The sequence below is a fragment of the Christensenella tenuis genome, assembly GCF_014287795.1.
Taxonomy (GTDB): Bacteria; Bacillota; Clostridia; order Christensenellales; family Christensenellaceae; genus Christensenella; species Christensenella tenuis.
The window spans coordinates 163,981-177,177 of sequence record NZ_JACOON010000005.1 but is presented as its reverse complement, the minus strand read 5'-3'; the positions used below and the strand labels follow the sequence as shown (position 1 = coordinate 177,177).

The following is a 13,197-nucleotide window of genomic DNA, read 5'->3' as shown; positions in this document are numbered from 1 at the left end:
AAGCGATATGGGAATACCAAAACAGGTACATCCTGTAACACGGGAGCAGGTCGAGGCGGCGAAACGTCCCGATTTGTTTTCGTATTTGAGTCAATATGAACCGGACGAACTGGTACGGGTATCTGGGAATATCTACTGCACCCGGACGCACGACAGCCTGAAGATCTCCAACGGAAAATGGTTTTGGTGGTCGCGCGGGATCGGCGGCAGAAGCGCGCTGGATTACCTCATCAAAGTACGCGGTATGGGATTTATTGAGGCGGTGAAACACTTGTGCGGCAAAGAAAAATATATTGCCCCGATGCCCAGATATACAAGCAGACCTAAACCAAAGCCGCCTTTCATTCTTCCGGAGAGGAATATAAATAACGACCGGGTGGTGCGTTATCTCACTGCACGCGGTATCTCCCCTGCCCTGCTTCGTGTTTGTATGGAAAAAGGAACGGTTTATGAGGAACGGAAGTATGGAAATTGTTGTTTCGTCGGATACGACGATATGGGTACAGCACGGTATGCCATGCTGCGGAGCAGCGATCCTGCTTCGACATTTATGCGGGAAGCAGAGGGAAGCAATAAGGAATATTCGTTCCGCATCCCGTTCCCGTCTGAAAACGATACGGTATATGTTTGTGAAAGCGCCATCGACCTGCTGTCTCTCGCAACCCTACGAATGAGGAAAGGCATAGACATAAGGCAGGAAAACTATCTCTCCTTATCCGGCGTTTACCAGCCAAAAGAAGTGATACGGGAAACGCCGCTCCCAGCAGCCCTTGCCCGTTTTCTCAAAGAAAACGGCAATATCCGCAATATTTCCCTGCGGCTCGATAGCGACCTTGCGGGGCAAAGAGCGGCGCGCACCATACAGATATTGCTGGAAAACAGCGGATATACCGTAACATACGATCCGCCGGAATGTGGCAAGGATTATAACGATATGCTGATGAAAAGCAAGGGATTATCTAAAATTCGTACAAGGCAGTCAAATCATGTTGTAAGGGAGGCAGCCAGATGAAAAAACCATATAGGGTAACAATAACCGAAACATTGTCCATGACAGTAAAGGTAGCGGCCGCAGACAGACGGGAAGCCGAACAGCTCGTATCGGATCAATGGCATAGAGGCGAATACATTTTGGATGCAGATCATTTTACAGGTGTTGAATTTCACGGGCAAAGAGCACATAAAAAGTTGTCGCGGGAGGATGCAAGATGAAAAATAAGGTATTTGCGTATGTTTGTGCTCCGTTTGAAAAGGACGGTTTCCCGGTACGGGAAACACAGGAATATTCACAGTCTTTGTTCCGGTTGGGATATATCCCCATCTGTCCGAATGTAATGTTCGCAGCCTTCTTGTCGAATACGGTCCCGAGCCAAAAACAGGCGCGGCAGGATATGTCGCTGGAGGTGCTGCGGCGCTGCAGGATACTGGTCGTGTGCGGAAACAATATCACGGAAGAAATGACACAGGAGATATTGCTTGCAGAACGGCTCGGGATCGTGACCGTGACCTTTGACGGACTTAAAGAAGTATCTGAATATACCGGACCCAAAACACCGCGCGGATAGATGTTTTCTTTTCGGCAGGGATCGGGACAGCGCGCCTGCGCTGTCCTACCAAGCACTGAATCATGATAGCATTCGCCATCATGATTCGCTTGTAAGGGGAGGCCCTTATACCCCATTGCACAATTTAGGTTGTATTTATCCTAAAATGTGGGTATAATATAAATGGAGGTGAGAACGATGAATGTCAATACAAATAACCTTGTATCTATTTCGGAAGCGAATCAGAATTTTTCCCGTGTTGCCCGAATGGTAGATGAAAACGGCGCAGCGGTGATTCTGAAAAATAATGCTCCCAAATACGTTTTAATGGAGATTAGCCAATTTCAAAAAGAAGAAGCGGCGTCGACAGAAGACGTCGAAAAAATCGGGCGCAGAATTCTGGAGAAAAACCGACATGCCTTTGAGGAACTCGCAAAATGAAGCGTTTGACAGGAGAACAAATCAAATTGCTGCATAAAATGCTGATAGAGGAAACAGGCGGGTGCGATGGCCTGCGGGATGAAAATCTGTTTGAATCTGCAATCAATTCTCCGTTCCAAACTTTTGACGGCATATATGTTTATCCCACGATTGAACGTAAGGCGGCGAGGCTCGGATACTCTCTAATTTCTAACCATCCTTTTGTGGATGGCAATAAGCGTGCAGGGATTATGGCAATGCTGTCTTTTCTTGAGATAAACGAAATAAAGATCGACTGTGAAGATGATGATCTGATACACATAGGATTAAGGATTGCTGCTGGCACAATGAACGACGAAGAGCTTTTAAGTTGGTTACTGGATCACGAGATATAACAATTCTATACTGCTAAACAGTACCTGAGGCAGCCATAAAATATGGCTGCTTTTTTGTTGCAGAAAATAAGGAGGTGGATCACTACGCTGAAACGAAACATACAAGTAATTTTCCGCGTTAACGAAACGGAATGCAGAATGTTGAAACAAAATGCCGCAAAATCCAAATTTTCTCAGGCGGCGTATCTCCGTTCTCTCATTATGGGATATGTGCCCCGGGAGCCGCCGTCCGCAGATTTCTATACTATGACAAAGGAACTGCGCGCCATTGGAAACCGTATGAATCAGATCGCCGCCCGTGCCAATGCAACGGGCTTTTTTCTTGCCGAAGAATACGCGGAAAATGCCAATCGGCTTTTTAACAGCATCGTCAAAATACGCGAAGCGGTCGTACTCCCGGACAAAATGACGTAATGGCAGCAACGGCAATTTGGGATATCCGCGGCAGGCTCGACCATGTGCTCGGCTATGCGGAGAACCCGGAAAAAACGAAAAATCCGGATTGGGGCAAAACAAACAGCGCAGATATGACAGACGTAATGGAGGAAGCTATGCGGCAGGCGCAGGCGCGCGGACTTGCGGACGTGATCGAATACGCGACAGAAGACGCTAAAACGGAGCAGCAATATTTTGTATCAAGTATCAACTGCGCCAAGCAAACCGCCCGGAAGGAGATGATACTCACCAAAAAACAATGGAAAAAGGAAGATGGGATCGCCGCATACCACGGTTACCAGAGTTTCGCGCCGGGAGAGGTAACGTCGGAGCTTGCGCACAAAATAGGCGTGGAGCTTGCGCGGCGGCTATGGGGCGATAGGTTTGAAGTTATTGTGGCGACACATCTCAATGCCAGGTGTATTCATAATCATTTTGTGCTCAATTCCGTGTCGTTCAAGGACGGGAAACGGTATTACGACAATAAGGCGAGCTATGCGCTCATGCGGCGGACATCGGATGAACTTTGCCGGGAATACTCCCTTTCCGTCATCCAGCCCAAATATGCAGGCCGGAAACATTATATGGAATGGAAAGCGGAGCAGGAAGGCAGGCCGACATGGAGAAGCGCGGTCCGCAGGGATGTGGACAAGGCTGTCATGGCGGCAATGAGCTTCCCCGCTTTCCTCCGTGCCCTGCGGGATATGGGGTATGAGGTCAAAACAGGCGTGAAACACATGGCGGTGCGTCCTCCCGGCAAAGAACGTTTTGTGCGGCTCCGCAGCTTAGGACAGCAATATACGGAAGAAGCGATCCGCGCGCGCATCCTGCGCCAGCAAAAACAAGAATACGCCCCGGCAAAGCAAACGATCCCCCGCAGACGGTACCTCGGCCTCTTTGTTCTTTCCCACCGCATCACATGGCGGGGCCTCCGCGCCCTGTATTATTACTATCTCCACAAACTGCGGCAGGCTCCCCATGTTCCGAGTGCTCCATACCTCCTGCGGGAGGATCTGCGGCAGATAGATAAACTGTCCGGTCATGCAAAATTTTTAAACAGATACAAGCTCGAAACCGTTTCGAGCCTTGAGGCACATAAAGCGCGGCGGCAGAAAGACATTACCGCCTTATTGTCCGAACGGACGGACATCAGGAACGAACGGCGGCGCACAAACACCACGCCGGAACGCGACAAAGAATTATCCGGCAGGCTGCGGGAGATCGCTTCCCTGCTCGGGCAATACAGAAAGGAGGTGCGGCTATGCGGTGAGATCCCCGCACGGGCAGACCGCTTGCGGGAAACCATAGAAAAGATCCATGCAGAACGCAAAAAGGAGATGATAAAGCATGAACCATTCAGGAGACGCGGCGGATCAGGTCGTGAACATGACGGTACGCGGCGTTGAAGTAGCGGCAAATATCGCGGGAAAGGCGGCGCTTTCCCTTGCAGCGTTCCTCATCGCGGCCTCAAAGAGTCAAAAACGCACCAGAGGGCGGACGCGGATGCGTGCGTTCAACGGAAAGCCGACCAAGGTATTCGTTATCAGGAGCGAAGATATGAAGGTCTTTGCAGAGGAAGCCCGGAAATACGGCGTGTTGTATGCGGCGGTCATCAACAGAAAACAGCCGGACGGCCTCGTTGACGTTGTGGTCAACGCAAACGACGCGGCAAAGGTCAACCGGATCGCAGAACGGTTCGCCTTATCCACCGTAGAGGTAGACAAAATACGGGAAGATATTCTGGAAAAGCGCAAAGCGCAGGAAAACGCTCCGGCAGAGGAACGTGAAACGCCGCCGCAGGATACGCATACCATCGACAACGATACGCTCGATGAAATGTTGGAAGGCTCCCCAAAAGAACAGGGACAAAAACAGCCGGAGGAAGTATCACAGGAAAACCCTACGATGGCGGGGGCGGAGAAACAGAGAACGGAAAACTCAAGTCCGTCCGCGCCTATCTCCGAGAACAAAGACAATACCGCAGCGGAGGATATTGAGCGGAAACCGTCCGTCCGCAGTCAAATAAAGGAGCTGCGCGAAGAGCGCAAAGCAAAGGTTCAGGCGGAAAAACAGCCGCAGAAAGCAATTCTCCGGCAGACCGCCCACAGGCAGCCGAAACGAAAGAGAAAATCCAAAGGAAAAGCGAGGTAAAACGAATGGAAAATTTTGACGAATTGCTGGAAAAGCAAGAACAGCAGTATTCCAAAGAGGAATATGCCGCATACAAACAGCAGGAACGGGATGAACTGCACCAGACCGTAGAAGATATGACGGAGCGGGTATTCTCCGATCCAAAACAGTTAGGCGAGTATCTGGAAATGCAGGCGCGGCTCGGAAAAACATCGGTAGGCAATACCCTCCTTGCGATGGCGCAAAATCCCAAAGCTACATATATCCTGACCGCGGAGGAATGGGCGGAACGGGAACGAGGAATACGAAAAGGACAAGGGCGCAGCGCCATCAAGCAATTCAAGCAGGATAAGGAATATGAGCGTGAGGACGGAACAATGGCGATGGGATACAAGGTGGAGCGGTGTTTTGACGTATCCCAAACGTATGGACGGAAAGTACCGGAACGCGCGACCAAGTCCATGCCAATCAAATCCAAACTCAAAGCCCTTATGACAGGTACGCCCGTTCCGGTACGGCTGTCTGATTCTTTAGATCAAAATGCAGGAGCCGTCTATTCGGAAGAAAACAAGGCGGTGGAAGTGGCACGCGGCCTTGATGGGAACAAACTCTTTTTCTGTATCGCGCGGGAGCTTGCCCGTGCGGAACATAATCTCGCCCCATTTTCATGCGGCTGTGCCGCAGCAGTTACTTGTAAACGGTTTGGAGTCTCCGCGCCCCTGCCGGATCAGATACCGCAGGAATATGCGCAGCTTGAAACACAGGACAAACGGCTTGCGATGAGCCAGATCCATAAAGCGGCAAACGATACGATTGACCGCATAGACCGCACCCTGTATGCAGAACTACGCAGGCAAAAAGAACAGCCCGCGAGGTGAGCGTATGGAAAAACGGCTGATCGAGGTAGACGAATATGAACGCAGGCTTATCATAGCTTCCCTGAACGACACACGGAACGAACTCATGGCACAAGGACGCGATACGGGATTTGTGGACGATACCCTTTTGACCGTCATCGACGCTCCTGCAAAAAAACAGAAGAAAAAAACGGAGGCGCATAGATAATGATACAGTGTATTGAATCGCTCGGAAGGGCGGAAAAAGAGCAATCCGGAGATAACGACGATGAACCCGAATGAATCCCGGAATACGCGCCTGATTCTGATTGGGATCGGATGCGCTTTTGTCGTATGGGCGGCTGTTATAGCCGCCCCTTTTTTATCCAACGGATTGATCGGGATCATAAGAGGACTTGCGGCAGGAATGGCGCATCCGTTCCGCGTGGCATGGTGCGATGATACGCCCCGCGCAATCCTCATTTTCCTGCTCATTTACGGGTTGTGTATCGGCATTTTCCTGTCTACACGGCGCAATTACCGCAGGGGTGAGGAACACGGTTCCGCAAAGCTGGGGGACGCCCGCTTATTGTCCAAAAAATATGCGGATAAAACTTTTGCGGACAATATTATTCTCACACAAAATGCGCGGATCGGACTTGACGGACGCAGGCACAGGCGCAATCTCAATGTGCTCGTGGTCGGCGGCAGCGGAGCCGGTAAAACACGGTTCTATGCCAAGCCGAACATCATGCAGGGAAACACGTCTTTCGTAGTGCTGGACTGCAAGGGAGAAATTTTGCGGGATACCGGAAAGCTGCTTGAACAGCAGGGATATATTATCCGTGTTCTGGATTTCATCAATATGGAGAAAAGCCACGGGTATAACCCGTTTGCCTACCTCCGCGACGAGAAAGACGTGCTGAAGCTGGTAAACAATCTGATCCGCAATACTACGCCTAAAGGCTCCAATTCCAACGATCCCTTTTGGGAACGCGCGGAGACCGCTTTGCTGGAAGCGCTGATCCTCTATCTCAGAAACGAAGCCCCGCCCGAAGAGCAAAATTTCCCGATGGTGATGGAAATGCTCGCGGCAGCGGAAGTGCGGGAGGAAGATGAGGAATATGCAAGCGTTCTGGATGAACTCTTTGAACGCCTTGCAATGCGCGATCCCGACCACCTTGCCGTCAAGCAGTACCATATTTTCAAAATGGCGGCGGGCAAGACTGCCAAATCTATATTGGTATCGCTGGGCGTCCGTCTGGAAAAATTCAATATCCCGCAGATCGCGTCCCTCGTGACGCATGACGAGCTTGACCTACCCTCTGTCGGCAAGAGAAAGACCGCGCTGTTCGCGCTTATACCGGACAATGACAGCAGTTTAAATTTTATCATTGGCATGATGTATACGCAGCTTTTTCAGGAACTGTTTTATCTCGCGGACAGAGAGCACGGCGGGCAGCTTCCCGTCCATGTGCATTGCATGATGGACGAATTTGCGAATGTTGCCCTACCCGATGAGTTTGACAAGCTGCTTGCGACCATGCGCTCGCGCGAGGTATCCGTGTCGATCATCCTGCAAAACATCGCGCAGCTCAAAGCCCTGTTTGAAAAGCAATGGGAATCTATCATCGGAAATTGCGACGAATTTTTGTTTTTGGGCGGAAACGAACGTGCGACACGTTCCTAACTGAAAAGGTTAGGCACAAGGTCAATGTTAATAATTTCAGAGATTGAAAGGAGCTTTGAAAAACAGACTTGGAGAACTAATAACTCAATGGGTGGAATGAAGGAGTAACGCCCTGAAACGCTCGCCTAATACTCCGACTGGCGGTATCAACTGCAATTACGATGCGGTCAGAGGCTCGGTGAAGTCGGCAGAGAGTGATCGTAAATTGGCTTGCCAAGACGAAAGCTGTCCAGAGGTGGATGGTATCACCTATATGCCGGGGTTCTATAAAATGCCCACGGTGAGAATGTTGCTTGGCGGCAACTGACGAACTTGCGAATGTACGGGTCTAAATGCCGAATAAGTCGAAAGGCTTTACAGTTTCATTACTGGTATGTGTGGTGGAGTAAGAATGTTCGTTATGAAACACCATACGCCGTTATAGGCGGCGTCCTGCATACAGGCTCATAGCAAGCACCTAAAGGTATATGCAAAGATTGAGTTATTGGAACGTGGTAAGCAACCTAACGCGGAGGACTATTGCAGTCTGTTGACACGGTGGCGGCGAAGAATAATAAGCGCCTTTAATGGTTGTGAAAGTGGTGGCACAGTACCGATGAAGTTATGGAAATATGATGGAGGGATAGCCACCAGTCGGAAATGATTCAATCAATCATTTTCGATGGAACGCCGTGTGCGGTGAAAGCCGCATGCACGGTGTGAAGCGGGGGAAAATCTGGAGATGACTTCAAAGGATTACCTATCGTTATAAAGCACGCACAAATATGTTTCGGAACTGCTCGGCAAAGCAACGATAGATACCAATACCTACGGCAAGAGTACAGGCCACAGCGGGAACTATTCCACGAACTACCAACTGACCGGGCGCGAGCTATATACCCCGGATGAGGTGCGTATGCTCGACAACCGCTACGCCCTGTTGTTTGTCCGTGGGGAACGTGCGGTACGCGACGAGAAATATGATATCCTGCGCCACCCATTTCTTGCCCTTACGGCGGATGGCGGCGCGCCGCCTTACCTGCATGGAACAGCGCCAAACGCAATGGAGGCGGAGCAGATCCTGCTTGACGGAGAACAGGAAGATTACGAGGTAGTGTCTGAAGAAGAAATACAGGAATGGCTGGAGGAACAAAACAAGGAGGAATCTGAACGTGAGGAAAATACAAAAGAAACAAAAAACACAGTTAAAGGCAATCAGACCGCCTAAAATAGTACAAGTATTATACTGTGCCTTTATTGTGCAGGCAATGATCGTATCATTTACAACCGCTGCATACGCGGCGGACGATCCACTTGCTGTAGTAAACAATCTTTCCACTTTTATCTTTGGATTGATCCGGGCAGTTGGAATGATCCTGCTCGGCTGGGGGATCGTGCAGGTTGGGCTTTCCCTGAAGAGCCACGATCCGTCGCAGCGCGCCAATGGATTTCTGACGCTTGCGGGCGGTATCATCATCACATTTTCCAAAGAAATACTCGATCTGATTACAGGAGGCTGAAAACGATGTTTGAACTGGACTATCCCCATACGGAAGAGATGCGGATCCACTCGCTAAACGGTGAAATGCGGGAAGCGACTTTGCTGGCAAAGGTCGGAGATAACGATTACATAGCCGAATACAACGGGAAAAAATGCCATGCCATATATAACCCTTTCCGGGGGTGTTTTTATGTGGACGATAAATACAGCGTCATCAAAGAAAAACAACATAAGAGGAACGAGCCGTGCAGATGACGGGAAGGAGGCGTCTGATTGAATAGCGGTAACTGGATCATAGACAACCTTTCCAACGCCCTTTCCACATGGAACGCAAAACTGGCGGAAATATGGAACCTGCTCACGCAATCCCCGGAAACGTTCAAAGGCGGCGGGATATGGGAGATCATTGTAAACATAAACGGGGCGCTGCAAGCCGTAGGCTATGCCCTGCTCGTTCTGTTCTTCCTGATCGGCGTGGTCAAGACATGCGGGAGCTTTGTGGAGATCAAGCGCCCGGAAGTGGCGCTTAAAATGTTCGTCCGCTTTGTCCTCGCAAAGGCAGCGATCACCTACGGGCTGGAACTGATGATGGCGCTGTTCCGTATCGTTCAGGGCGTAATCTCTACTGTAATGGATACGGCGGGCGTCGGCGGCGCAATGCAGGCTGTTACCCTGCCGCCCGAGATGGACGCGGCTGTACGCGACCTGCCGTTTTTAGACAGTATTCCCGTATGGCTCGTGTCATTGATCGGCGGTCTTATTATTACGGTATTGTCGTTTATTATGATCATGTCTGTATACGGGCGTTTTTTTAAGCTCTACATGTATACGGCGATTGCTCCGATCCCACTCGCCGGATTTGCAGGCGAACCCACGGCAAGCATTGGCAGGAGCTTCATCAAGTCCTACGCGGCGGTATGCCTTGAGGGAGCGGTCATTGTACTCGCCTGCATTATTTTTTCCGTGTTCGCCGCGTCCCCGCCTGTGGTCATAGAGGGAGCAAGCCCCACCACAATGGTATGGACATATATGGGAGAGCTGATCTTCAACTTATTGGTGCTGGTCGGTTCGGTCAAGATGGCGGATCGGGTGATTCGTGAAATGATGTTTGGAGGGTAAAACAGAGAATTTAGAAATCAAAACATATCTTGAAGGGAGAATACAATATGATGAATCCAGATGATACAGAAATCCAGAACAGGATATTCAAACAAGCAAAATTATTTGGAAAGGAAGTGCTTTTTACCGATCAGAGAGTGGATAAACACAGCGTACCGGAGGGGCTTTACTGCTATGATATCCGGCACAGCGATCATTCTTTTTCCCGGCCTGCGACCATAGAGCCGTTTGTATTGGTGAATTGGTACGGGACGATCCTGTCCAGAACACCATTGGAGTTTACCGGGGACGATCCGTATCTTCCTCTTCGCAAGGGAGATTTACGGATCGGGCGAAAAAAGATACCGCTTGGTCAATGGATGGAGCATACTCCCGCCAAAAGGCGAAATGAACCGGAACGGTAAAGGAGGAGAAAGATGGAAGTTAAAATCAACCGTGAAATACGGGAATATCAGGAAAGTATCTTTTTCGGGCTGAATCTGCGTCAGCTCGTTTTTTCGATCCTCGCAATGGGCGTTGCCGTTGCCATATATTTTGGACTGAAAGATATGCTCGGCGCTGAAACGGTATCATGGCTGTGTATTTTAGGCGCGGCTCCGTTTGCCGCCGTCGGCTTTATCAAGTACAACGGCATGACCACCGAACAATTTGTGTGGGCGTTTATCAAGTCTGAAATTTTAACGCCCCGCTGCCTCACGTTCCGCAGCGGGGACATCTATTACAACATCATATCTGAGGGAGGAAAAAAGTATGATTAAGGCGCTGATGCGCATATTGAAGCAGGACAAAGAAAAACTGCATATCCCCCGCTCCGTCCAGCAGGTCATACCCGTAAAACGGGTGTGGCCGGACGGCGTGTGGATGGTCGGCAACAAGTATAGTAAATGCTGGAGATTTACGGACATCAACTATGAAATCGCATCCAAAGAGGATAAGACTGCTATGTTTCTGGATTACAGCGAACTCTTAAATTCCTTGGATTCTTTTGCCACAACAAAGATCACGATATGCAACCGCAGGATCAATAAAAAAGAATTTGAAAAATCTATTCTGATTCCAATGCAGGATAACGAACTGGACGGTTACCGCCGGGAATACAATCAGATGCTGATGGATAAGGTGACGGACGTGTCCAATTCTATTATGCAGGACAGGTACATCACTGTGTCCGTCGCAGCGAAAGACATAGCGGAAGCACGCAGCTTTTTCAACCGTGTGGATGCGGAACTCACGACACATCTCGCACAGCTTTCTTCTTCCTGTGAACCGCTCGATACCGTAGACCGACTGCGGCTCCTGCATGGATTTTTCCGTGAGGGCGAGGAAACCATGTTTTCTATGGACCTGCGGGAGATGATGAAAAACGGGCGTAGTTTTAAGGATACGGTCTGTCCGGATTCCTTCCGCTTTGAAAGCGACTATTTCCAAATGGGCGAACGGTTTGGGCGCGTCCTCTTTCTGAAGGAATATGCCTCTTATCTCAAAGGCAGCTTTGTTTCCAAACTGTGCGAGTTGAACCGCAGCATGTTCTTTTCTATCGACTTTATTCCTGTTCCCACAGATGAGGCGGTGCGTGAAGTGGAGAACCGTATGCTTGGTGTAGAAACGAATATTACGAACTGGCAGCGCAGGCAGAACCAAAACAATAACTTTTCCGCCGTCATTCCATACGATATGGAATTGCAGAGAAAGGAAACCAAAGAATTTCTGGACGACCTTACGACGCGCGACCAACGCATGATGTTTGGGCTTGTTACACTCGTGCATACCGCCGATACCAAAGAGCAGCTTGACAGGGACACGGAAACGCTGCTTGCCATCGGCAGGCAAAACCTGTGCCAAATCGCGGTGCTGCGGTATCAGCAGATGGACGGACTGAATACCGCCATGCCGTATGGTCTGCGGAAAATAAATGCCCTGCGCACCCTTACCACCGAATCGGCTGCGGTGCTCATGCCGTTCCGCGCACAGGAAATTATGGAACCGGGCGGCGTTTACTGCGGGGTGAACGCCCTGTCCGGCAATCTTATTATAATAGACCGGAAACAGCTGATAAACGGCAACGGTTTTATCCTCGGCGTATCGGGCAGCGGGAAGTCTTTCTTTGCCAAACGGGAGATCATTTTCCTGCTTCTCTTTACGAATGATGAAATCATCATTGCTGATCCGCAGAACGAATATACCCCGCTCGTCATGGCAATGGGCGGCGCTGCCTTTGATATGTCCCCTACTTCGCCGTTCCACTTGAACGCAATGGACTTGGCGCTCGGCTATGGGGATAACGCCAATCCGCTGATTGCCAAAAGCGAATTTACCCTGTCTTTTCTGGAACAAATCATGGGCGGAACGGGCAGGCTCACAGCGATGGATAAATCCCTCGTGGACAGATGTCTTTCTAAAATTTATGCGGAGTATCTCGGAAGCAACTACACCATTCAGCCGCCCACGCTCGTTGATTTACACAAGGCATTGAAACAACAGCGCCTCAAACGCGCGGACGAACTGGCTCTCGCAATGGAGATGGTATCGACCGGGAACCTTGATATGTTCGCGCACCAGACGAACATTGATGTGAACAACCGCCTGATCAGCTTTGGCATACGCGACCTCGGCAAACAGCTTCGTACACCGGGCATGCTCGTGATGACCGACGCGATCCGCAACCGGGTAGCGCGGAACCGGGAACGCGGGATCCGTACCCATGTGTTTATTGATGAAATGCACATCTTCTTTGCCAATGACCTTTCCGCAACTTTTTTCTCGGAAAGCTGGAAGCAGTTTCGCAAAGACGGCGCGCTTGCGACAGGAATTACGCAGAATGTAGAGGACTGCCTGAAGTCCGTTACTGCCCGCACTATGCTGGCGAACAGCGAGTACCTTGTCATGCTCAATCAGGCTCCGACAGACAGGGCGGAACTTGCAAAGCTCCTGCACATTTCGGATAACCAGCTTTCGTATATTACCAATGCGGGATACGGCAAGGGGCTTTTGAAATGCGGGAGCAGTATCGTACCGTTCATAGACCAATTCCCAAAAGATACCAAAATGTACCGACTGATGAGCACCAAGCCGGGTGAGATCGAGGAGATTTTGGCATAAGTTTTGTGTAGAAAAAGATACGCTTGCTTTTTAGTTGTTTCGCTGTGCT

Annotated in this window: 16 protein-coding genes and 2 pseudogenes; all 18 read left to right on the top strand. The window is 50.1% G+C overall.

The genetic code is table 11. From position 1 onward, the window contains the following. Window positions 1-7 precede the first annotated feature (7 nt). The 18 genes and pseudogenes from H8S18_RS10405 to H8S18_RS10320 all read left to right on the top strand — a co-directional run bounded on the left by H8S18_RS10405 (window position 8) and on the right by H8S18_RS10320 (window position 13,148). Window positions 8-1,012, top strand: coding sequence for a DUF3991 and toprim domain-containing protein (locus tag H8S18_RS10405; RefSeq protein ID WP_186858210.1), 1,005 nt, complete (start codon window positions 8-10; stop codon window positions 1,010-1,012). Beyond that, complete coding sequence (locus tag H8S18_RS10400; RefSeq protein ID WP_186858209.1) at window positions 1,009-1,212, top strand: DpnD/PcfM family protein; 204 nt, start codon at window positions 1,009-1,011, stop codon at window positions 1,210-1,212. Before H8S18_RS10405 ends, H8S18_RS10400 begins: the two co-directional genes overlap by 4 nt. After that, window positions 1,209-1,565 (top strand): DUF7768 domain-containing protein, encoded by a 357-nt coding sequence (locus tag H8S18_RS10395; protein WP_186858208.1) that lies wholly within the window; start codon window positions 1,209-1,211, stop codon window positions 1,563-1,565. The genes H8S18_RS10400 and H8S18_RS10395 overlap by 4 nt, the downstream gene beginning before the upstream one ends. A 177-nt stretch (window positions 1,566-1,742) precedes the next feature. After that, a complete protein-coding gene (locus tag H8S18_RS10390; protein ID WP_186858207.1) occupies window positions 1,743-1,985 on the top strand; it encodes a type II toxin-antitoxin system Phd/YefM family antitoxin in 243 nt (80 codons plus the stop codon). Continuing rightward, entirely contained in the window at window positions 1,982-2,359 is a 378-nt protein-coding gene (locus tag H8S18_RS10385; protein ID WP_046442536.1) for a type II toxin-antitoxin system death-on-curing family toxin, read from the top strand. Before H8S18_RS10390 ends, H8S18_RS10385 begins: the two co-directional genes overlap by 4 nt. A gap of 42 nt (window positions 2,360-2,401) precedes the next feature. Beyond that, window positions 2,402-2,773, top strand: coding sequence for a plasmid mobilization protein (locus tag H8S18_RS15115; protein WP_066739679.1), 372 nt, complete (start codon window positions 2,402-2,404; stop codon window positions 2,771-2,773). Beyond that, window positions 2,773-4,200 (top strand): relaxase/mobilization nuclease domain-containing protein, encoded by a 1,428-nt coding sequence (locus H8S18_RS10375; protein ID WP_066522539.1) that lies wholly within the window; start codon window positions 2,773-2,775, stop codon window positions 4,198-4,200. The genes H8S18_RS15115 and H8S18_RS10375 overlap by 1 nt, the downstream gene beginning before the upstream one ends. Next, on the top strand, window positions 4,142-4,945 hold the full coding sequence (locus H8S18_RS10370) for a PcfB family protein (protein WP_066522540.1): 804 nt from the start codon (window positions 4,142-4,144) through the stop codon (window positions 4,943-4,945). Before H8S18_RS10375 ends, H8S18_RS10370 begins: the two co-directional genes overlap by 59 nt. A gap of 5 nt (window positions 4,946-4,950) precedes the next feature. Then, complete coding sequence (locus tag H8S18_RS10365; protein ID WP_066522541.1) at window positions 4,951-5,802, top strand: hypothetical protein; 852 nt, start codon at window positions 4,951-4,953, stop codon at window positions 5,800-5,802. Window positions 5,803-5,806: 4 nt separating this feature from the next. Next, on the top strand, window positions 5,807-5,989 hold the full coding sequence (locus H8S18_RS10360) for a hypothetical protein (protein ID WP_066739682.1): 183 nt from the start codon (window positions 5,807-5,809) through the stop codon (window positions 5,987-5,989). Window positions 5,990-6,049: 60 nt separating this feature from the next. After that, window positions 6,050-7,441: pseudogene (locus tag H8S18_RS10355) on the top strand (VirD4-like conjugal transfer protein, CD1115 family); the annotation flags it as partial. A 760-nt stretch (window positions 7,442-8,201) separates the two neighbouring features. After that, window positions 8,202-8,657: pseudogene (locus tag H8S18_RS10350) on the top strand (type IV secretory system conjugative DNA transfer family protein); the annotation flags it as partial. Between the two features lie 40 nt (window positions 8,658-8,697). Continuing rightward, window positions 8,698-8,949, top strand: a complete 252-nt coding sequence (locus H8S18_RS10345; protein ID WP_121418993.1) for a glutamyl-tRNA amidotransferase — start codon at window positions 8,698-8,700, stop codon at window positions 8,947-8,949. A 5-nt stretch (window positions 8,950-8,954) separates the two neighbouring features. Continuing rightward, window positions 8,955-9,185 carry a hypothetical protein gene (locus H8S18_RS10340; protein WP_066522547.1) on the top strand — a complete coding sequence of 77 codons (231 nt, stop codon included), beginning with the start codon at window positions 8,955-8,957 and terminating at the stop codon, window positions 9,183-9,185. Between the two features lie 18 nt (window positions 9,186-9,203). After that, window positions 9,204-10,049 (top strand): hypothetical protein, encoded by an 846-nt coding sequence (locus tag H8S18_RS10335; RefSeq protein ID WP_046442545.1) that lies wholly within the window; start codon window positions 9,204-9,206, stop codon window positions 10,047-10,049. A gap of 47 nt (window positions 10,050-10,096) precedes the next feature. Further along, on the top strand, window positions 10,097-10,453 hold the full coding sequence (locus H8S18_RS10330; RefSeq protein WP_066522548.1) for an LPD28 domain-containing protein: 357 nt from the start codon (window positions 10,097-10,099) through the stop codon (window positions 10,451-10,453). A 12-nt stretch (window positions 10,454-10,465) separates the two neighbouring features. Continuing rightward, a complete protein-coding gene (locus H8S18_RS10325; RefSeq protein WP_066522549.1) occupies window positions 10,466-10,807 on the top strand; it encodes a PrgI family protein in 342 nt (113 codons plus the stop codon). Continuing rightward, on the top strand, window positions 10,800-13,148 hold the full coding sequence (locus H8S18_RS10320) for a VirB4-like conjugal transfer ATPase, CD1110 family (RefSeq protein ID WP_186858205.1): 2,349 nt from the start codon (window positions 10,800-10,802) through the stop codon (window positions 13,146-13,148). Before H8S18_RS10325 ends, H8S18_RS10320 begins: the two co-directional genes overlap by 8 nt. Window positions 13,149-13,197: the final 49 nt, after the last annotated feature.